Source organism: Halosolutus sp. DAT137 (assembly GCF_059736405.1).
In genome coordinates this window covers 489935-509023 of record NZ_JCAQID010000007.1, presented here as the reverse complement: position 1 = coordinate 509023, position 19089 = coordinate 489935, and the positions used below count along the sequence as shown (strand labels likewise).

16 protein-coding genes and 1 pseudogene are annotated in these 19089 nt (G+C 66.0%); 3 read left to right on the top strand and 14 right to left on the bottom strand.

Annotation, left to right across the window (positions count from 1 at the left end):
• Positions 1 to 216: 216 nt before the first annotated feature.
• Both AC6I6L_RS12160 and AC6I6L_RS12155 read right to left on the bottom strand, forming a co-directional pair.
• Positions 217 to 1251 carry a sulfite exporter TauE/SafE family protein gene (locus AC6I6L_RS12160; RefSeq protein ID WP_497918031.1) on the bottom strand — a complete coding sequence of 345 codons (1035 nt, stop codon included), beginning with the start codon at positions 1249 to 1251 and terminating at the stop codon, positions 217 to 219.
• The gene (locus AC6I6L_RS12155) at positions 1252 to 1401 is read right to left on the bottom strand and encodes a DUF7512 family protein (protein WP_497918030.1); all 150 of its coding nucleotides are present in this window, start codon (positions 1399 to 1401) and stop codon (positions 1252 to 1254) included. It abuts the gene before it with no gap.
• A gap of 384 nt (positions 1402 to 1785) precedes the next feature.
• On the opposite strand from AC6I6L_RS12155, the gene AC6I6L_RS12150 reads away from it, so the two are divergent.
• The gene (locus AC6I6L_RS12150; RefSeq protein ID WP_497918029.1) at positions 1786 to 2631 is read left to right on the top strand and encodes a universal stress protein; all 846 of its coding nucleotides are present in this window, start codon (positions 1786 to 1788) and stop codon (positions 2629 to 2631) included.
• Between the two features lie 29 nt (positions 2632 to 2660).
• On the opposite strand, the gene AC6I6L_RS12145 is transcribed toward AC6I6L_RS12150, so the two are convergent.
• From AC6I6L_RS12145 to AC6I6L_RS12125, 5 genes and pseudogenes are all read right to left on the bottom strand, one after another.
• Positions 2661 to 3470 (bottom strand): maleate cis-trans isomerase family protein, encoded by an 810-nt coding sequence (locus AC6I6L_RS12145; RefSeq protein WP_497918028.1) that lies wholly within the window; start codon positions 3468 to 3470, stop codon positions 2661 to 2663.
• Entirely contained in the window at positions 3470 to 5155 is a 1686-nt protein-coding gene (locus tag AC6I6L_RS12140; protein ID WP_497918027.1) for a hydantoinase B/oxoprolinase family protein, read from the bottom strand. Before AC6I6L_RS12140 ends, AC6I6L_RS12145 begins: the two co-directional genes overlap by 1 nt.
• A 20-nt stretch (positions 5156 to 5175) precedes the next feature.
• Positions 5176 to 7209 (bottom strand): annotated as a pseudogene (locus AC6I6L_RS12135) (hydantoinase/oxoprolinase family protein); the annotation flags it as partial.
• Between the two features lie 46 nt (positions 7210 to 7255).
• Positions 7256 to 8461, bottom strand: a complete 1206-nt coding sequence (locus AC6I6L_RS12130; protein ID WP_497918026.1) for an Nramp family divalent metal transporter — start codon at positions 8459 to 8461, stop codon at positions 7256 to 7258.
• A gap of 221 nt (positions 8462 to 8682) precedes the next feature.
• Positions 8683 to 9219 (bottom strand): ribbon-helix-helix protein, CopG family, encoded by a 537-nt coding sequence (locus AC6I6L_RS12125; RefSeq protein ID WP_497918025.1) that lies wholly within the window; start codon positions 9217 to 9219, stop codon positions 8683 to 8685.
• Positions 9220 to 9468: 249 nt separating this feature from the next.
• Here AC6I6L_RS12125 and AC6I6L_RS12120 point away from each other — a divergent pair, with 249 nt between their 5' ends.
• Together AC6I6L_RS12120 and ddh are read left to right on the top strand one after the other, a co-directional pair.
• Positions 9469 to 10935 carry an eIF2B alpha/beta/delta subunit family protein gene (locus AC6I6L_RS12120; protein WP_497918024.1) on the top strand — a complete coding sequence of 489 codons (1467 nt, stop codon included), beginning with the start codon at positions 9469 to 9471 and terminating at the stop codon, positions 10933 to 10935.
• 132 nt (positions 10936 to 11067) lie between these two features.
• Complete coding sequence (gene ddh / locus AC6I6L_RS12115; protein ID WP_497918023.1) at positions 11068 to 12003, top strand: D-2-hydroxyacid dehydrogenase; 936 nt, start codon at positions 11068 to 11070, stop codon at positions 12001 to 12003.
• Between the two features lie 88 nt (positions 12004 to 12091).
• Here ddh and AC6I6L_RS12110 read toward each other — a convergent pair whose 3' ends face one another.
• From AC6I6L_RS12110 to AC6I6L_RS12080, 7 genes are all read right to left on the bottom strand, one after another.
• The gene (locus tag AC6I6L_RS12110) at positions 12092 to 12874 is read right to left on the bottom strand and encodes an MBL fold metallo-hydrolase (protein WP_497918022.1); all 783 of its coding nucleotides are present in this window, start codon (positions 12872 to 12874) and stop codon (positions 12092 to 12094) included.
• Between the two features lie 144 nt (positions 12875 to 13018).
• On the bottom strand, positions 13019 to 13474 hold the full coding sequence (locus AC6I6L_RS12105; RefSeq protein ID WP_497918021.1) for a DUF7529 family protein: 456 nt from the start codon (positions 13472 to 13474) through the stop codon (positions 13019 to 13021).
• Between the two features lie 105 nt (positions 13475 to 13579).
• Positions 13580 to 13978: a DUF7555 family protein gene (locus tag AC6I6L_RS12100; RefSeq protein ID WP_497918020.1), complete on the bottom strand. Its 399-nt coding sequence runs from the start codon at positions 13976 to 13978 to the stop codon at positions 13580 to 13582.
• Positions 13979 to 13981: 3 nt separating this feature from the next.
• The gene (locus AC6I6L_RS12095) at positions 13982 to 15322 is read right to left on the bottom strand and encodes an ABC transporter ATP-binding protein (RefSeq protein ID WP_497918019.1); all 1341 of its coding nucleotides are present in this window, start codon (positions 15320 to 15322) and stop codon (positions 13982 to 13984) included.
• Positions 15319 to 16479, bottom strand: a complete 1161-nt coding sequence (locus AC6I6L_RS12090) for an ABC transporter ATP-binding protein (RefSeq protein ID WP_497918018.1) — start codon at positions 16477 to 16479, stop codon at positions 15319 to 15321. The genes AC6I6L_RS12095 and AC6I6L_RS12090 overlap by 4 nt, the downstream gene beginning before the upstream one ends.
• Positions 16476 to 17990: an ABC transporter permease gene (locus AC6I6L_RS12085; protein ID WP_497918017.1), complete on the bottom strand. Its 1515-nt coding sequence runs from the start codon at positions 17988 to 17990 to the stop codon at positions 16476 to 16478. The genes AC6I6L_RS12090 and AC6I6L_RS12085 overlap by 4 nt, the downstream gene beginning before the upstream one ends.
• The gene (locus AC6I6L_RS12080; protein WP_497918016.1) at positions 17987 to 19015 is read right to left on the bottom strand and encodes an ABC transporter permease; all 1029 of its coding nucleotides are present in this window, start codon (positions 19013 to 19015) and stop codon (positions 17987 to 17989) included. The genes AC6I6L_RS12085 and AC6I6L_RS12080 overlap by 4 nt, the downstream gene beginning before the upstream one ends.
• Positions 19016 to 19089 lie beyond the last annotated feature (74 nt).

The following is a 19089-nucleotide window of genomic DNA, read 5'->3' as shown; positions in this document are numbered from 1 at the left end:
CATCGAAGTCGGTGCTCGTCGCCGTCGCCCTGTGGCTGGATCCAAGACGGGTAAACGGTGAGCGCATCGTCGATCGACAGAGATAGATCACCCAGCGCAATAAAGCGCGATTCTGATTCTCGGCTTCCGAGAGTCGATTCCGTCGGTACGGATCGCCTCGGTTCGAAGCCCGGAATCGGTCACTGCGGCGTCGGGCGACGTGGTCGATCGCGACTGTCAGTCGGCGGTCGCCGCCGTCCCGTCGGTCTCGGCGCGCATCGTCGCGATCGTGCTGTAGATCACGGCGCCGCTGACTAGCAGGGCCGAGAGCATGATCAGCGCGAAGCTGATCGTACTCAGGACCTCGATCCCGAGGGAGTCGCCGATCTGCCGGAACGCGACCGCGATCGAGCCGCCGAGCAACATCAGTCCGAAGTAGATCTTGATGTCGCCCTCGTCGACGATGCTCGTCGCGGCCGAGCCGATTCGTGCGCCGAGCGCGCTGCCGGCGATCAGCGGTGCGACGATCGAGAGGTCGACGCCGCCTTCCATCCCGTAGAGGTAGGAGCCGATCCCGCCGGAGATGACGATCTCGAAGAGATCGGTTCCGACCGCTACGGGGACCGGGACCCCGATGAGGTAGAACATCGCGGGCATCCGGATGAAGCCGCCGCCGACGCCGAGAAAGCCCGACAGCAGCCCCGTGACGAACGCAACGCCGAGAACCACCCACAGCGAGACGCTGAGGCCGCCCGTGATCGTCACCATCGGCGGCACGTGGTACGACTGGATCTTCTTGGCGATATTCGGGATAGCGTCCGGATCGATCTCGGCGCCGGGATCGTGGTGGCCGCCGCCGCTGTCGTCGCCGTCACCGCCGAGGGCATTGTACGTGACGAACAGCCCGATCGCGCCCAGCAGAAAGACGTAGGTGACGCCGATGACGCCGCTGGCGAGACCGAGTTCCTCCAGGTAGAAGACGCTGATCCGTCCCACCTCGATGCCGACGGAGGTTCCGACGACCATCAATCCGCCGAGTTTGTAGTCGACCTGTCCTAGGTCGTGGTGTTTCAGCGTGGCGATCACGGCCGTCCCGAAGACGAACGCCATGCCGCTCCCGACGGCGACGCGGGCGGGGTACCCCATCACGAGCAGCGCGGGCGTCACGAGGAAGGAGCCGCCCATTCCGAAGAAACCGAACAGCACGCCGATCATGAAGCCGAAGCTCACGAACAACACGAGTATCGTCAGTGCGATTCCGAAGAGTTCCATTTACGCGCGCTTGATCCGCTCGATCAGGGGGTTCGCTACGACCTGCTCGAGTGCGCCATAGCCCACGTAGAGGACGATCGCCTCGACGAGGACGGCGCTGACGAGCACGCCTGCCTGTACTGGTGGTGAAAACGTCGCGAGGTCGATCATGCGTCTCGACCCCGATCGGAGTTCGATCGTGTGTGGATCATGGCTTACTGTTCACTCCCCTCTATCCGAAGTACAGATATAACGCTTTTGGGTTTACTACACAATATTATTGCAGACTATCTCACGGCTATCCAACGCGAATATTTCTGTATGTTACCAAGATATAGCGGTTCGTTCTCGGACGGAGTCTACCGTAGAATGCGTCGAAACCGATCGCGTGGCGACAATCGTTCCGATGTCGAAGACGTATCGGATCGCTCTGTCACCGGGACCACGAGTCGTCCGCCCGAGACGATCGGTGATCGCACCTGTTTTACCGCGCGCGAACTACTCCTTGTATTGGATTATCCAAACAATATTATACCACCGACCCATATCATGGGTATGAAAGCGGTCTGTGCGACCGACCTCTCGGCAGCGAGTGAGGCGACCATCCAGAGCGAGACGTGCCTCGAGTGTCTCGGCCGAATCGGCGTCGACGAGATCCACCTCGTCACCGTCGTCCCGTCGAACGTCCACGCGGGGATGCCCGGTATCGACTTCGAAGGCCGACGCCGGCGCGCCCTCGACCGGTACCGCCGGGTCATCGAGGCTGCCGGGTTCGAAGTCGAGACGCACGTCGTCCGCGGGACGCCACACCGACGAATCAACGGGATCGCCGGGACGATCGGCGCGAGCATGACGATCGTCGGCTCGCGCGGGAAGAGCCCGCTCGAGAACCGCGTCATCGGCTCGACCGCGCGCAACCTCTCTCGGACGACGGTCGTCCCGTTGCTCGTCAACCGAATCGAACGCGGAGTCGAGGAGCCTGATGTCGTCAGAGAACACCTGTTCCGGCGGGTGCTGTACGCGACCGACTTCTCCGAAAACGCCGATCGGGCGTTCGAGGCGTTCTCGTACCTGCGTCACGCGACCGGGGAGGTAACGCTCGTCCACGTCGAGACGCCGAAGGATCCGGGACTTCCGGACGACGACGACCCGGTCGAGCGACTCGCGGAGCTGGCGGCCCGGCTCGAAGACTGGGGGATCGAGACGCGAACCGAGATTCGACAGGGCGATCCGGCGGACGAGATCCTCGACGCCGAGGCGGAGCACGAGCCGACGACGATCCTCGTCGGCTCTCGCGGCCACAGCCGGCTCCGGCGTCTGTTACTCGGCAGCGTTTCCGAGGATATCGTGGCCCGCGCGAACGGGAACGTGATGCTCGTCCCGCCGGAGCGGACGGTCTGACGACCGCGATCGACGACAGGCCCAGCGCGCTACGGCTGTCGATCGAACAGCACTCCCGGTCCGTCGATCGCCAATCCGGTCACTCGTCGAAGGTCCCACAGCGTCGCCCCGTTGCTCGTCACGACTGGGACGCCGAGTTCGGCTTCGAGGCGATCGATCGCCGCGAGCGAGCGGTAGTTCGTACAGGAGACGAACACGGCGTCGATCGCCTCGGAATCGCTAGCGGCCGCGTCCGCGTCACCGCCGGTCGCGCCCGCATCTCCATCGACCGCGTCCGCCTCGACGTGTTCGAGCACCTGTTCGGCGGCGTCGTCGGGTGTTAGTGCCCCAATCTCCGTGTTTGCCTCGATGCCGCGGCCGCCTATCGAGACGACCTCGTAGCCCGCGGCCGCGAGGAAGTCCCGCTCTTTCTCGTCGAGATCGGCGGTGTACGGCGTCACCACGGCCAGTCGATCGACTTCGAGCGCCTCGAGCGCCCGAATCACCGATCGCGCCGTCGCCACGGCCGGGACGCCCGCCGCGGATCCCAGTCGGTCCTCGAGTTCGGCGTCGAACCCCGGTCCGTGGAGCAGGCTGCCGGTGGTACAGGCGTAGGCGATCGCGTCGACGTCCGCGTGGCCGAGGAGTTCGGCCGCCCGTGCGGCGTCGTCGCTCATCGCATCCAGTGCGTCGACGGTCACCGACTCGAGGGCCATTCTCCCGCCGTGGACGGTCACGGTTGCCGGGAGGGCCGCCCGGAACTCCGGTTCGGCTGTCGTGTTCGAGGAGGGAACGATCAACCCGATTCGGCCGTCGATCGCATCCTCGTGGCGCTCGTCGTCGGCTCCGTCACCAGTCATTATCGATCGCCCTCGTCCGCTGGAGTGGCTCGTTTCTCCGCGAGCCGATCGGCCTCGATCGCCGCCGGGCCTCTGTCTGCCGGATCGCCGTGACCGCCGCCGCCGGGTGTGCGAACCGTGACTGTGGTGCCTGCTTCGACGTCGACGGTCGTCTTTGCCGCCACCTGCTCGCCGTCGAGCAGGTTCTCCCCGACCGCGCCGTTTTCGCCGCCGGCGACGCCTTTCGGGGCGTGCCTGCGGCGCTCGGTCAACAGGGAGACCGTCGCGTCGGTTTCGACGGTGACCGATCGCTCCAGCCCGAGTCCGCCGCGGAACTGGCCGCAGCCGCCGCTGTCCGGGCGGAACGCGTATCGCTCGACTCGGAGCGGGTACTCGGACTCGATCGATTCGATGGGCGTGTTCAGGGTGTTCGTCATCCCGACCTGGACGCCGTCCATCCCGTCGCGGTCGGCGCGGCCGCCGAACCCGCCGCCGATCGTCTCGTAGTAGGTGAACGAGCCGTCCCGCGCGCCGATGGTCAGGTTGTTCATCGTGCCCTGACTCTGGGCCGGGACGCGATCGGGTGCGGCCCCGGCGAGGGCCGTGAAGACCACGTCCGTTACGCGCTGGCTGGTCTCGACGTTCCCGCCGACGACGGCGGCGGGCACCGCCGGATTGAGCAACGAGCCTTCGGGTGCGTAGACGCTCACCGGCTCGTAACAGCCGTGATTCGGGGGGATTTCGGGATCCGTGATACAGCGCACGACGAAGTAGACCGCGCTCTTCGCGACCGCCAGCGGCGCGTTGAGATTGCCCGCGAGCTGGTCGTCCGTGCCCGTGAAGTCGACGCCGATCGACGCCCCGTCGACCGTTACCGTCACGGCGATCTGGATATCGTCCTCGGTGACGCCGTCGCCCTCGAGCACATCGGTCGCCTCGTAAGTGCCGTCCGGCAGCGCCGCGATTTCGTCTTCGATTCGCTCGCGCGAGTAGTCGATCACGGCGTCGAACCCGTCGAGGACGGTCTCGCGGCCGTGTTCGTCGAACAGCGCGGCGAGTCTGGCCTCGGCGCGGTCGTTCGCCGCGAGTTGTGCGCGGAGGTCGGCGCGGCGCTCTCGGGGGTTTCTGACGTTCGCGAGCACCAGCGCGCGGACGTCCTCGCGGACCTCGCCGCCCTCGACGAGCCGCGTCGGCGGGAGTCGCAACCCCTCCTGGTAGATTTCCTGTGCCCCTGCGGGCATGCTGCCGGGGGTCATCCCCCCGACGTCGGCGTGGTGGGCTCGGGAAACGGCGTAGCCGACGATCTCTCTGCTCTCGATGGGGTCACCTTCGGAATTGTCGAGCGTGGGCGCGATCGGAGACACCATCGTCACGTCCGGCAGGTGCGTCCCGCCGGTGAACGGGTCGTTGAGGACGAACACGTCGCCCGGTTTCGGCTCGTACTCGCGGACGGCGTCGACGGCCGCGGGCATCGCGCCGAGGTGGACCGGGATGTGCTCGGCCTGGGCGATCATGCGCCCCTCGGCGTCGAACAGCGCCGTCGAGCAGTCCCGGCGCTCCTTGATGTTCGGCGAGTACGCCCCGCGGATCAGGGTCTGGCCCATCTCCTCGGCGACGCTCTCGAGTTGGTTTCGCAGTACCTCGAGCGTGACCGGGTCGATCCCGGCGTCGCTCCCGTCCGTCGTTCCTTTCGTCTTGTCGCTCATTGGTGGCCCCTCCGGGCGTTCCCCGTTCGACTCATCACGAGCGTGCCGTCCGCGAGAATCTCGCCGTCCCAGGTCGGCGGGACGACGGTCGTACTTTCCGCCTGTTCGAGGACCGCCGGCCCCGAGAGCGTCGTGCCCGCCTCGAGCCGATCGCGGTCGTAGACGGTCGCCTCGCGCTCGCCGGTGCCCGGGAAGTGTGCGTTTCGGGTGCTGACGATCGCATCTCCTTCGCCGTCGTGGCGAACGGTCGGCTCGGTGCCGGGAACGGTCGCCGTCGCGCGAAGGTTGACGATCTCGATTTCGGCGTCCAGTTCGTAGCCGTAGGCCCGCTCGTGGGCCGCGTGGAAACGCTCTGCGATCGCCTCGAGATCGATCGATTCGTCGACCGACACGGTCAACTCGAAGCTCTGGCCGGCGTACCGGCAGTCGGCCGCGCGTTCGACCCGCGCCCGGTCGCGATCGGAGGCGTCCGCGAGCACGTCCGCGACGAGGTCGTCGTAGACCGACTCGAGTCTCCCCCTGTCGGCTCCCTCGAGATCGACGCCGACGGTTCGGACCGCATCGTAGCTCTCGTCGGCCGCGAGCAGTCCGAACGCCGAGAGCACGCCGCCCGGCCGCGGGACGACGACGCGATCGACTTCGAGCGCCTCCGCGAGCGCGGCGGCGTGCATCGGTCCCGCGCCCCCGAACGCGACGAGCGCGAACTCTCGCGGGTCGTGGCCCCGTTCGACCGTCACCGATCGGATCGTCCGGGTCATCGTCGCGTTTGCGACCCGAAAGACGCCGCGGGCTGCCTCCAGCGCGTCGTCGAGTCCGGCCTCGTCGGCCAGTCGCTCGAGCGCGTCGTGGGCCGCCTCCACGTCGAGGGTCATCTCGCCGCCGAGTGCCGTTTCGGGGCCGATGTAGCCGAGTACGACGTTGGCGTCCGTCACGGTGGGTTCGGTCCCGCCCTTGCCGTAACAGGCCGGGCCGGGTTCGGCACCCGACGATCGGGGACCGACCCGAAGCGCGCCGCCGGCGTCGACCCAGGCGATCGAGCCGCCGCCCGCGCCGACGGTGTTCACGTCGACCATCGGCGTTCGGATCGGGAGGCCGTCGATTTCCGCGTCGGTCGTCCGCTCGGCCTGCCCGTCGCGGACGAGGCTCACGTCGCTCGAGGTGCCACCCATGTCGAAGGTGACGAGCCCTTCGACGTCGTCATCGTCGACGGTCGCAGCCGCGCCGACGACCCCGGCAGCGGGGCCGGACAGCGTCGTCGTCACGGCGTGTTCGCGGACCGTTTCGGGATCCGCGATCCCGCCGTTTGCCTGCATGATCCGCGGGGCCGGAATCCCCGCGTCGGCCGCTTCGTCGACGAGTCGGCCGACGTAGCGATCGATCGCCGGGCGAACGTAGGCGTCGACGGCGGTCGTCGACGTTCGCTCGAACTCGCGGAACTCCGCGAGCACCTCGTGGGAGGCCGAGACGGGCACGTCGAGTTCCTCGCGCAGCGTCTCCGCGACGACCTGCTCGTTTGCCGGATCGGCGTAGGCGTGGAGCAAGGAGATGGCGACAGCTTCGACGTCGTGATCGCGCAGGGTCGCCGCGAGGGCTCGAACCTCGTCGCGATCGACTCCGCGTTCGACGCCGTCGATCGTCGTTCGCTCGTCGATCTCGAACCGGCGCTGGCGGGGAACCAGCGGGTCCGGCTTCTCGGCGTCGAGATCGTAGAGATCCGGTCGATTCTGTCGCCCGATTTCGAGCACGTCTCGGAAGCCGCCGGTGGTGACCAACGCCGTCTTCGCACCCCCTCGCTCGAGCAGGGCGTTGACCGAGACGGTCATCGCGTGGGCGAACTCGTCGATCTCGCCGGGGTCGATACCGGCGCGATCGCAGGCCTTTCGAAGCCCCTCGAGCACGCCGACGTGCTGTGGGTCGGTCGTCGGCACCTTCGCGGTGACGAGCCGATCGTCGACCGAGAGCGCCACGTCGGTGAACGTGCCCCCGACGTCGACGCCGATTCGGGTCGTGGCGCCATCCTGAACGGCGTTGTCCGTCAGTTCGCTTTCGTCCATTGATACGTCACCATTCGAGTCCGCCGCGTTTATATCGTTCATTCAGTCAGAGGATCAAAACGTCGTAGAGCGTTTGGAGACCGATTCCGACCACGACGAGCGTAACGATCCCGCCGAGGACGTTCTGGAGGGTGGTGTTGGTGTGTTCGCCGAGCAGGCCGTCGTTGTTCATCGCGTAGATGAGGAAGACGGCGAGGATCGGGAGGAGGAGCCCGTTGGCGACCTGTGCGAAGACGATCACCTCGACCGGGTTGTAATCGAGCGCCGAGAAGACGATTCCCGTGGCGAGGATCGTTCCCCAGATCGCCCGGAAGCGCGTCGAGGTGAGATCGCGTTCCCAGCCGAGTGCCCCGGCAGTCGCGTACGCTCCGGCAAGCGGTGCGCTCATCGCGCTGGTAAAGCCGGCCGCGAAGAGTCCGATCGCGAAGAACGTCAGCGCGTAGCCGCCGAAGAGCGGCTCGAGCTGGTCGGCCATCTCGCCGACGTCGGCGATCGAGGTTCCTTCGGGGAACACCGAGGCGGCGGTGACGACGATCGAGGTCGTGATAATCCCGCCGACGATGATCATCACGATCGTGTCGGTGCGACACTCAGCGAGGTCGCTCGCTCCGCTCCAGCGCTCCTGGACGGTACTGGCGTGCAAGAACAGGTTGTAGCCGACGACGGTCGTCCCGACGAGGCCGGCGATCAGGTACGCCGACCCCTCGGGAACCGTCGGCACGAGGCCGCCGCCGAGTGCGGTAACGTCCGGGCGAACGAGGATCGCGTTGATGACGAACGCCAGCCCCATGACCACGACGAGTCCGATGAACACCCGTTCGATCAGTTTATAGTTCCCCGTCCACAGCAACGCGCCGGCGATGACGCCGATGATCGGTCCCCAGATATTCTCGCTGATGCCGGTGATCGTCGACAGCCCGGCCGCGCCGCCGACGATGTTCCCGGTCTGGAACGCCGCCGTTCCGATTCCGATCGCGCTCACGACGAGCACGACTGTCGCCCCTTTCGCGAACGGGTTCGAGAACTCGTTTCGTAACGCCTCGCCCAGTCCCTCTTTCGAGATCAGGCCGAGTCGCGCGCTCATCTCCTGGAGAACGATCGTCGCGACGATCGAGAACGCGATCGTCCAGACGAGCAGGTAGGCGTACTCGGCACCGATGACGCTTGCAGTCGTTACGGTTCCCGGACCGACGAACGCCGCTGCAACCAGCGCGCCCGGTCCGATCGCCTTCAGTCGGTCTGCGATTCCCATGATATGTGTCCACATACACCCCTTGTAGAAACTACCAAAAAGGTTGTTGAGAGCTGGACATACGATCGATTACGATTCCACTCTCGGTGATGTTCGGTGTGTGAACGAGTATGCAGGTGTATGATGACTAGCGGGGAACAAAACCGAAGCCATCGCAGGAGATGAACCGGCAACGGAAACTACTCGGCAGGAGATGAACCGTCAGCGATCGCCACCGGGGGTCAGAGTTCGGTGATAATAACTTTCGAGACGCCCCGATCGATCTCGATGTCCGTCGGCATGTCGACGGTGGACCGGTCGATGAACCTGGTCATAAACCATTGGATCGGCTCGGAGGGGAAGACGATGTGGTGGACCGCATCTTCTTCGCGGCGAACTTCGAGAAAGCCACAGAACGACAGCCACTCGAGCAGTTCGCCCACCTCGTCGAATCGGGCCGCGTACTCACGGGCGTGATAATCCGAGACGCGATCGGCCGCCTCCACGAACGCGGGGTCGGGGTCGCCGCCGTCGTAGGCGTGTTCGAGGAACGCGTGCAGGAAGTCGACGTCGAGGAGGACGTGCTCCCCGGAGGTGAGCATCTGGTAGTACTGTTCTAAATTCTCGCTGGGCCGTCCGCTGGCGGCCTCGAAGTTCGCCGCGTAGAAGGCCAATGCACGGCGAACGACTTCGCTCTGGCTCTTGTCGGTCTCGGCGAGCAACCGCTCGAGTGCCGCCGTCGAGTCGTCGTCGAGCGAGACCGTGACTCGTTGGGTCATGCTACCACGTAGAACGCGAGACGGGTATAGTTCACGGCAAAGCGGCGGCATCCAGTCAACTCAGAACCACGTTACGGGGTGGCGATCTCGGTTGCGATCGCGGGCACCGACTCCGCCACCGAGTGCTCATTCGGACGCCTGCCACCGAGCGCCGACTCCGAACGCCCTCGGCCGAGCACTGATTTCGAACCGCCGTTGTCGAACACCGAGTTCGAAAGCACTTCCGTCGCTGCGTCCGTGGTATCGGGTATGACCGACGTGACGAGGGCTGATGGCGACGGTGGCGAGGAAGCGAGTGACGACTCCAGCCACGTCGTCACCGCGTTCCTCCGCAACCGCGGACGGGTGCTCCTCTTGCGCCGTAGCGACGCCGTCGGCACCTACCGGGGCCAGTGGGGCGGCGTCTCCGGCTTCGCAGAGGGCGACCCCGATGAGCAGGTCCGCCGCGAAATCCGCGAGGAGACGGGGCTCACCGATGCGGATCTCTCGCTCGTCCGATCGGGCCGGCCGGTCTCCGTCGAGGACCCAGACCTCGGTCGGGAGTGGGTCGTTCACCCCTCCCTTTTCGACTGCGAGACGCGCGAAATCGACCTGAACGAGGAACACGACGACTCCGAATGGGTCTCGCCCACCGTCATCGTCGACCCCGACAACGATCGCGAGACAGTCCCCGTACTCTGGACGGCCTACGAGCGCGTCGCGCCGACGGTGCGATCGATCGCGGCCGACGAAGACCACGGCGCTGCCACGCTCTCCGTTCGAGCCATCGAAGTGCTTCGCGATCGCGCGGCCGTCTCGGTTGCCGAGCGATCGGCGTACGGTCGCGACCCGACGGGCGAGTGGGACGAACTGACCGCACTCGCCGGCCGACTGATAGAAGCGCGACCGTCGATGGCCGTCCTCAGAAACCGGGTGAACCGGGTGATGGCCGAGGCGATCGATGAGAGAGGCGGGAGCGAGGCGGACGACGACGAAACTGGAGACGGGGCGGACAACGACGGGGCGGACGACGACGGGGGGGACGACGACGCAAGCGACGGATCACCGTGTGCACACGCCGTGCTCGCGGCGGCTCGCTCGGGGATCGATCGCGCACTCGCTGCCGACGACGAGGCCGCAGCGAACGCGGCCGAGCGAATCGACGGGAGTGTCGCGACCCTTTCTCGCTCCGGAACGGTTCTCGACGCGATTCGCGAGGGCGCACCGTCGCGGGTGTTCGTCGCAGAGTCTCGGCCGGCCCGGGAAGGCGTCGACGTGGCGGAAACGTTCGCGGACGACTGCCCAGTCACGCTCCACACCGATGCGGCCGTGGCCCACGTCCTCGCGACCGAGAGGGTCGATCGCGTCCTCGTCGGCGCGGACACGATTCTTCCCGACGGCTCCGTGGTGAACAAGACGGGAACCCGCGGGCTGGCGATCGCAGCCCAGCGCGAGGGAATTCCGGTCACCGTCGTCGCGGCCACGGACAAGGTCTCGACCCGCGAGGGGGTGAATCTGGAGTCCGGCGATCGATCCGCGGTGTACGACGGCCCGGCCGCGATCGACGTGTCGAATCCGACGTTCGACGTGACCCCCGCCGACTGCGTGAGCGAGTTCGTGACCGAGCGGGGCGTGCTGGAGTCGGACGCGATTCGGTCGGTCGCCGAGGAGTTGCGCGATCTCGAGACGTGGCACTCGAGCGGTAAAGCGACAGACGGAAACCCCTCCCGCCGGTAGATTCGGCTGGCGGCAGTGACGAAGAGTTACCCCCACTGAGCCCCGTGTGACGAGGGATTTTCTCCGAGCCGCCATCTCATACTCGTTGTTGCGGTGGGAACTTTGAACCTCACCTCGTCCGTACCAGCCGGTATGCCACCGCAGTTCGCCCTCGATCGACTCGGCGTCCACGACTCCGTCGACGCGGTGTTCCCCGCGTCGGAACTTCGCGAGTACCTTTCCGATCTCCCAATTGCCGTACGCGTCGTCGGAGATGACGGGATTGAGTCCTGTGATGCGATCGTCACGCTCGAACACCGCGAGGCGTTTTTCGAGCTGGACTGGGTTCACTCGATTCAGGCGGGCGTCGATCGATTTCCGTTCGACGAGTTCGAGACCAACGATGTGGTGCTGACCAATAGCACGGGCATTCACGATCGAACGGTCGGTGAGACGGTCGCAGGGTACCTCCTCGCGTTCGCTCGGCGGCTACACGATCACGTCGCCAACCAGCAGGACCGCCGCTGGGAGTCTCCCGAGTGGGACGACGGGTTCACGCTCCCCGGAACGTCGGCCTGTGTCGTCGGAACGGGTACCCTCGGCAGCGGCGTCGCGGAGGTTCTCGGGGCACTCGGGGTCCACGTTACCGGCGTCCGTCGCTCCGGCGATCCCGTCCCCGGTTTCGAGACGATGCACCCGAACGACGAACTCCACGAGGCGATCGCCGACGCCGACTTCGTGATCGTCACGGTCCCGCTGACCGACGAAACCCACCACCTCTTCGGGGCCGCGGAGTTCGACGCGATGGACGAGGACGCCTACTTCGTCAACGTCGCCCGCGGCGGCGTCGTCGACCAGCCGGCGCTCGTCGACGCGCTCGACTCGGGATCGATCGCGGGTGCTGCCCTCGACGTGTTCGAGACCGAACCGCTCCCAGTGGACTCTCCGCTGTGGGGAATGGACGAGGTGATCGTTACCCCCCACTGCGCGGCGTTCACGCGGGACTACTTCCGCGACACCGGGGACATCGTCCGCGAGAACGTCGATCGACTCGAACGCGGCGATGGGTTCCACAACCGGGTGGTGTAGACAGCCAGCGATCGCTCCTCGTCGACGATCGACCCTCGCAAGTGATCGCCTCCAGGGTGGGAGGAGGGACGCCGCACCGTCCAGTCGATTACAGCGACAGCGTCTCGAATCGATCGGGAAAGACGACCCGGCCGTCGAACTCGGTTTCCGCCTCTCGCTGCAGTCGGACCGGTCGGTCGTACCGATCGGCGACGTGGACGAGCCAGAGTTCTTCGGCGTCGGTCGCGTCAGCGAACGCGCCGGCCTCTCGAGCAGTGGCGTGGCCGAGGTCGACCGCGAGGTCGGCGTGCTCGTCGGCGTACATCGATTCGTGAATAACGATGTCACAGCTGTCGACAGCGTCCCGGAGCGCGGGGGTCGCCGTCGTATCCGCGGTGTAGACAATCCGTCTGTCGCCGTCGAAAACGAGTCCCTGCGTCGGAACGGCGTGGTCGGCCGGGCAGACCTCGACGGCCACGTCGCCGACGGCGAAGCGATCGCCGACGGCCGTCTCCCGAATTCGATCGTCCTCGGCCAGCAGTTCGTCGAGACCGGGCGTCACGACGCCGGTGAGCGTGCGCAGATCGGCGAGTGTCTCCTCACTTCCGCGAACCGTCAGCGGGTGCTCCGGTTCGGCGGCACGAATCGCACCGATTCGGGTGAAAAACCGTCCGAGGAGGAAGAACGGAACGCCGAGCAGGTGGTCCGCATGCGAGTGCGTACAGAAGAGGTCGGTCACGTCGCCGGGCGAGTAGTCCAGGTCCTCGAGGGTCGCCGCGATCTGCGTGCCCGCGTCGACGAGCAGACACTCCTCGCCGGTATCCAACAGGAGGTGAACCGTCTCGCCGACGCGCGGATAGGCCGCCGTCCCGAGCAGTCGAAGGGTTGCCATGGTCCGGATTTCGTGCGGAGTTGATTCGGTGTTACGAAGTTGCCATGCCGTGGCACGGTGTCGTCGGGCGATGGTACGGCGTCGTCGTGCAGGGTTTCGATCCGGTGTGCGGTGGGACAGAACCGACACGAGAGAACCGCCCGACTACGAGGGATCGAAGAGACCCGGATCGTCGTGCTCGAAGACGGCGACGCGGGTGCCGTCGAGGCGCTGGACGTGACTGTAGGTGACGCCCTCGCGCTCTGCGGCCTCGAAACACGCCGTCGCCTGCTCGTGCTCGAACGCTCCGGCGAGGCAGACGGCGACGCGATTCTCGGGATCGCTGACGACCGTCACCACGTACTCCGTCCCGTCTACGACGGCGAGATACGCCTCCGAACTCGAGAACGTAGTCCGATCGAACAGCGCCTCCAGCTCGTCGGCGTCGTCACCCTGGACGACGTGAACGAGTCCGAACCGATCGTCCGGGCCGGCGTCCGGGCTGACCGGCGCAGTGTCTCCGGCGGCGATCGGCAGCGTTTCCCACCCCTCGTCTTCGAGTTCGGCGGCCATCGATCGCATATCCGCAAGCGTCGCCTCCCACGGCGTCGAGTCGTCCATCTCTACGTGATCGTTTCGCTCGCGAGACGAAAACGTATCGGAGTGTTCGGCGGTCGATCATCGACGAGGGGACTGGTCGTCCGTACCCTCACCCTCGTCCGTGGGTCAGACGCCGATTCCGAACACGGCTTCCATGATGTACGAAAACAACAGCACCACCGCGCCGGCGAGCGTCAGTTTCGCCGGCTCCGAGAACCGCGCAGGTCGCGGCAGAATCCACGCTGCCGGCAGGGTCGCCTCGAGCAGCGATCGCAGGCGCGAGGGTTCGTCCCGTGGAATCGGCGGCCCGTGTCCGGCTTCGGGGTCCGTGCCGAGTTCGACGCTCGATCGCCACTGAAGGGCGGCGACGCCGAACAGGAGGAGGCCGACGACGAACAGCACGTGTTTGACCGTCACGAGATCGAAGCCGGCGACGAGCGTCACTCCCGCCGTCCCCGCCGTTACCAGGCCGGCGACGAGACAGGCGGCGAGAATCGCATCGAGGATCGCGAGCGCGGTCCGCATCGCTCAGTTCCACGTCGTGGGGTCGGCCACGGCCGGTTCGTCGATTCCGTCGCGGTGGCGGTGACAGCGACTCGTTCGCCCGGTCTCGTCGACGACGTGGGACTCCGGCAAGACGGCGTCGCAGTCGCTTCCAAACCGTTCGCGGAGGTGCTCGAGTGCAGCCCGTTCGCCCCCCTCGGCCAGTTTTCGCTCGGTTTCCTCGAGTTCCGCTTCGACGCGCTCGGGGACGGTCACGTCCTCGAACACCGACTCCCGAACGGCCGCGAAGTCGGCCGCCGGATCGTCGATCCCGATCGCTCGCCGGAGGCGAGTCGACAGGGTGTCGGTGCCCCGCGATCGCTCCCGGAGCACGTCCCGGAGCACGTCGAGCTGTCCCCAGAGGTCCTCCGAGAGGTCCCAGTCCTCTGGCCGGATCTTCATCGGACAGCGCGTCGAGAGCGGACAGCCCGTCGGCGGGTCGCGAGGACTCGGCGGCGAGCCGCGAAGCGGAATCCGCTCGGTGTCGACGGTCGGATCGGGCGTCGGAATCGCTGAGAGCAGCGTTCGCGTGTACGGATTCGCCGGGTCCGTAAACAGCTGCTCCGTCTCCCCTAGCTCCATGATGTTTCCGAGGTACATCACGGCGATGCGATCGCAGGCGTGGCGGACCACAGAGAGGTCGTGGGCGATCAGCAGGTAGGTCAGGCCGAACTCGTCTTGTAAGTCGTTGAGTAGGTTCAGAATCTTCGCCTGCACCGAGACATCGAGTGCGCTCGTCGGTTCGTCGAGGACGACGAAGTCGGGGTTGAGCGCGAGCGCCCGGGCGATCCCGATGCGCTGGCGCTGCCCGCCGGAGAACTGATGGGGATACCGGTAGTAGTGTTCCGGCCGCAGCCCGACCGTCTCGAGCAGTTCCCGCACGCGGGCCCGGCGTTCTCGCGGCGTCTTCCACTCGTAGGAATCGAGTGGCTCCCGGATGATCTTTCCGACGGTGAGCCGATCGTTCATACTCGAATCGGGGTCCTGAAAGACGATTTGGGCGTTCTTTCGCCAGGCCCTGAGTTCCTCGCCGCTCAGGGTCGCGACGTCCGTCCCGTCGTACTCGACCGTTCCGTCGGTCGGCGTCTCGAGACGGACCAGCGTGCGTCCGAGCGTCGTCTTCCCACAGCCGCTTTCACCGACCAGCCCGAGGGTTTCGCCGCGACGGATGTCGAAGCTGACGCCGTCGACGGCTTTGACCGGGGCAGCCGAGAGCGGGCCGCCAGTCTCGTAGTACGTTTTCAGGTCTCGGACGGAGACGAGCGGCTCCGACTGGGCGTCCCGAGTCGCGTCCGCGTCGGCGTCCGTTCGGTGCAACTGGCTCATTCGTCGGTCACCTCGTCGATTCGGTCGGACTCGTCGTGTCGAGTGATGCGTTCGTCCTCGGACATGTGTTCGGGATACAGCAGACAGGAGACGCTGTGTCGATCCGGGTGGACCGACGCACTGTCGTCGTCCGTCGCGGAGTCGGCACGTCCTGTCGGTGAATCGTTGTCGTCGCGTCCGGGCGCGTCGTCGATCGTCACCGTCGACGGATGCACGCGCTCACAGCCGTCGATCGCTTTCGGACAGCGAGGCGCGAACCGACACGAACGCGCGGGTTCGGTCGCCGTCGGCACCTCGCCCTCGATCGTCTCGAGTCGCGTCGCGCCGGGGTTGCGGCCCGGAATGCTCGAGAGCAGCCCCTGCGTGTAGGGGTGTTTCGGCGCGGCGAACAGGTCTTCGACTGGCGCTCGCTCGATGAGTTCGCCCGCGTACATGACGGCGACGCGGTCCGCGATTTCGGCGATGACGCCGATATCGTGGGTGATGAAGATCATCGCCAGATCCCGTTCGCGCTGGATCTCCTGGAGCAGGTCGAGGATCTGTGCCTGCGTCGTTACGTCCAGGGCCGTCGTCGGCTCGTCACAGATCAGCAGATCCGGATCGCAAGCGAGTGCCATCGCGATCAGCGCCCGTTGGCGCATGCCCCCGGAGAACTCGTGGGGGTATTCGTCGAGGCGTCGCTCCGCATCCGGGATGTTCACCGACTCCAGAAGCGCGGCGGCTTCCTTCGTGGCGGCCTTTCCGGTCAGATCCTGATGCAGTTCCAGTGCCTCTTTGATCTGGTTGCCGACGGTATACACCGGGTTGAGGCTCGTCATCGGATCCTGGAAGATCATCCCGATGTCACCGCCACGGTAGGCTCGCAGCTCCGATTCGGACTTCCCGACCAGATTCTCGCCGCGGTAGCGAATCTCCCCCTCGACTCGGCCGGGTGAGTCGACCAGGCCCATGATCGATCGGGCCGTGACGCTCTTACCCGACCCGCTCTCGCCGACGATGCCGAGCGTTTCGCCTTCGCGAACGGCGAAGTTGATGCCGTCGACGGCGTGGATGCGTTCTTTGTCCGTTCGGAAGACGGTTCGCAGGTTCTCGACGGCGAGCAACGGTTCGCCGTCGGTCGATGCTGGCTCCGGCCGGTGGTGTGCGCGTTCGCTCATGCGCCCGTCCCCCCTGCGGCGGCTTCGTCGGATGCGCCGTCCGAGTCGCCGCCGATGTCACTCTGTGGATCGATCGCGTCGCGGATGCCGTCACCGAGTGCGTTGAACGCCGTCACGACGAGGACGATGAACAGCCCCGGAATGAGCGAGATGTGCCACGAACTGGTCGTGACGTAGTCCTGGCCGGCGTCGATCGCACGGCCCCACTCGGGAGTCGGGGAATCGACGCCCAGGCCTAGAAAGGAGAGCCCCGCGACGCCGACGATGATCCCCCCGAGGGTCATCGAGGCGTAGATCAACAGGTAGCCCAGAACGTAGGGGAGCATGTGTCTGCGCATCGTCGTCGTCGGTGCCTGGCCGTAGCTTCTAGCGGCGTCGATCCACTCCTTCTCTGCGACCTGTAACGCGGGGCCGCGTATCGCTCGCCACAGCGCCGGCCACCCCGTCGCCCCGAAGATCAACGCGAGCACGATCGCGCCGCTGTAGAGACCGCCGAGCCACGTGTCCGCGAGGATCACCGACAGCAATACCAACAAGAGCAATCGCGGCATCGCCTGCACCGAGTCGCTCGCCAGGACGAAAGAGAGGTCGAGTTTCCCCTTGTAGTACGCCCCGAAGAGCGCGAACGTCGCGGCCGCGATGCCGCTGATCGTCAGGCTCAACAGCCCGATCAGAAGCGAGACCCGCGCCCCGAAGGCCATGAACGTGAACAGGTCGCCGCCAGAGGGTAACGTGCCGATCGGGTGGAACCGATCGTAGTCGTCGTAGCTCAGCGGCCCGATGTTCGAGTCGCCGCCCCGCGAGGACGACTCGCGGTTCGCGTCGCCGACCGTCGTCTCGACGAGCTCGCCGGCATCGGCGTCGTAGTACTCGATCGTGTGCGAGTACGGGTTCTCGATGTTCTGTTCGACCGGCGCGGTCGCAAGCGCCGGTGCGAACAGCGCGAGCACCAGAAACGCGAGTACGATGACGATCCCGAACTGGCCCCAGCGGTGCCCTCGCAACCGATCGACGATGTCGTCTCTCGGCGTCCAGTCGGCGTACCGGTAGTGTCGTCGAAAGAGGACGTACGCGTACCAGAGCCACGCGAGGAAGACGAACGCGTAGGCGTAGACGAGAACGACCCGGAGTCCCCACGCGATCGCCGGCGAGAGGCCGAGGAACGTACCCTGCCAGCCCTCGCCGGGGACGTGGGTGCCCTCGTTCGGAATCGTCTCTCGCGAGAGCAACACCGGCAGGTCTGCGACCCACTGGCCGACCGCGCCGACGATCGACGCGCCGGGAATTGTGGGAAGCGGTCCCAGAACGAGCGCCCACGGCAGCGTGTTGACGACGAAATTCGCGATCGCCCCGAACTGGACGGCGACGAGTACTGCAAATCCGGCCGCCCAGAGCATCGCTGGCCGGGGATTGGCCGCGATCCGATCGCGGAGCGGGTCGTCGTCGAACGACGCTGATTGCTGTGCTGTCCTCGTACGCGGGTCGTCGGTCCGTTCGTTCGAATCAGTCATGCACCACCCTCCTCGAGTCCGACGCGCGGGTCGATGATCGTATACAGGATGTCCTGGATGATGTTCACGCTCACGAGGACGAGAATAAAGACGTACATGAGCGACGCCACGAGCGGGAGGTCACCGTTGATGACGGCCTGGAAGAAGAGGTAGCCGAGACCGTTGATACCGAAGACGACCTCGACGAGTACTGCACCCCCGATCAGGAGAAACGCTTCGCTCGTGATGACCGGCACCAGCGGGATGAGCGCGTTCCGGAAGACGTGTTTCCAGACGATTTTCTTCGCGGAGAGCCCTTTCGCCTTGGCCGTCTCGACGTAGTTCGAGTTGATCGTCTCGAGAACGGCGGTGCGGCCGATCCGCATTTCGTTACCCATCGACGCCGACCCGAGGACGAGCGCTGCCGGCAGGACGCGTTTAAATTCGCGGACGAACCCGTCTCGCGTCGAGATGTCGCTGAAATCGTAGGCACCGGTCACCTGGCTCTGGACGACGAACCCGCTCCAGTCGAACCCGAAGACGTACTGCTGGGACTGGGCGAACAGCGCCAGCAGGATGATCGCGAGCCAGAAGTTCGGCATCGCTCGCCAGACGATCCCGCTGAACGAGACGAGGTAGTCCGCCCGCGTGTTCGGGTTGAGTCCGGCGTAAAACCCGAGCGGGATGCCGACGAAGATCGCGATCAGGATCGACCAGATCCCGAGCCAGAGCGTCCGCGGCGCGTACGTCAGGATCAGGTCGTACGTGTTCGCGCCGGGGCTGAGAACCCACGACTGTCCCAGGTTGAACGTCAACAGGTCGGTCATGAACTCGACGTACTGTTCCCACAGGGGTTGGGTCAGGCCGAGTTGTTCTCGCGTTCGCTCGTACTGGGCCTGGGCTGACGGCGTGTCCGGCGAGCCGACGATCGCGGCGGCCGGATCGATCGGTCCCAGCCGGATGATCAGGAACGTCAACGAGGTGCCGAAGATGACGACGGGGATCGCGAGGAGAAGCCGGCGCAGGAGATAGCCGAGTCGACTCATTGCTCCCTCTCGTCGCGTCCGATCGTCGATCTCCTGTGTGTGGACGTCCCGAATCCGACGGGAAGCCGCCGGGC

Coding starts and splice junctions, on each gene's coding strand:
- AC6I6L_RS12160 (WP_497918031.1), bottom strand. CDS start 1,251: ATGGAACTCTTCGGAATCGCACTGACGATACTCGTGTTGTTCGTGAGC.
- AC6I6L_RS12155 (WP_497918030.1), bottom strand. CDS start 1,401: ATGATCGACCTCGCGACGTTTTCACCACCAGTACAGGCAGGCGTGCTC.
- AC6I6L_RS12150 (WP_497918029.1), top strand. CDS start 1,786: ATGAAAGCGGTCTGTGCGACCGACCTCTCGGCAGCGAGTGAGGCGACC.
- AC6I6L_RS12145 (WP_497918028.1), bottom strand. CDS start 3,470: ATGACTGGTGACGGAGCCGACGACGAGCGCCACGAGGATGCGATCGAC.
- AC6I6L_RS12140 (WP_497918027.1), bottom strand. CDS start 5,155: ATGAGCGACAAGACGAAAGGAACGACGGACGGGAGCGACGCCGGGATC.
- AC6I6L_RS12130 (WP_497918026.1), bottom strand. CDS start 8,461: ATGGGAATCGCAGACCGACTGAAGGCGATCGGACCGGGCGCGCTGGTT.
- AC6I6L_RS12125 (WP_497918025.1), bottom strand. CDS start 9,219: ATGACCCAACGAGTCACGGTCTCGCTCGACGACGACTCGACGGCGGCA.
- AC6I6L_RS12120 (WP_497918024.1), top strand. CDS start 9,469: ATGACCGACGTGACGAGGGCTGATGGCGACGGTGGCGAGGAAGCGAGT.
- ddh (WP_497918023.1), top strand. CDS start 11,068: ATGCCACCGCAGTTCGCCCTCGATCGACTCGGCGTCCACGACTCCGTC.
- AC6I6L_RS12110 (WP_497918022.1), bottom strand. CDS start 12,874: ATGGCAACCCTTCGACTGCTCGGGACGGCGGCCTATCCGCGCGTCGGC.
- AC6I6L_RS12105 (WP_497918021.1), bottom strand. CDS start 13,474: ATGGACGACTCGACGCCGTGGGAGGCGACGCTTGCGGATATGCGATCG.
- AC6I6L_RS12100 (WP_497918020.1), bottom strand. CDS start 13,978: ATGCGGACCGCGCTCGCGATCCTCGATGCGATTCTCGCCGCCTGTCTC.
- AC6I6L_RS12095 (WP_497918019.1), bottom strand. CDS start 15,322: ATGAGCCAGTTGCACCGAACGGACGCCGACGCGGACGCGACTCGGGAC.
- AC6I6L_RS12090 (WP_497918018.1), bottom strand. CDS start 16,479: ATGAGCGAACGCGCACACCACCGGCCGGAGCCAGCATCGACCGACGGC.
- AC6I6L_RS12085 (WP_497918017.1), bottom strand. CDS start 17,990: ATGACTGATTCGAACGAACGGACCGACGACCCGCGTACGAGGACAGCA.
- AC6I6L_RS12080 (WP_497918016.1), bottom strand. CDS start 19,015: ATGAGTCGACTCGGCTATCTCCTGCGCCGGCTTCTCCTCGCGATCCCC.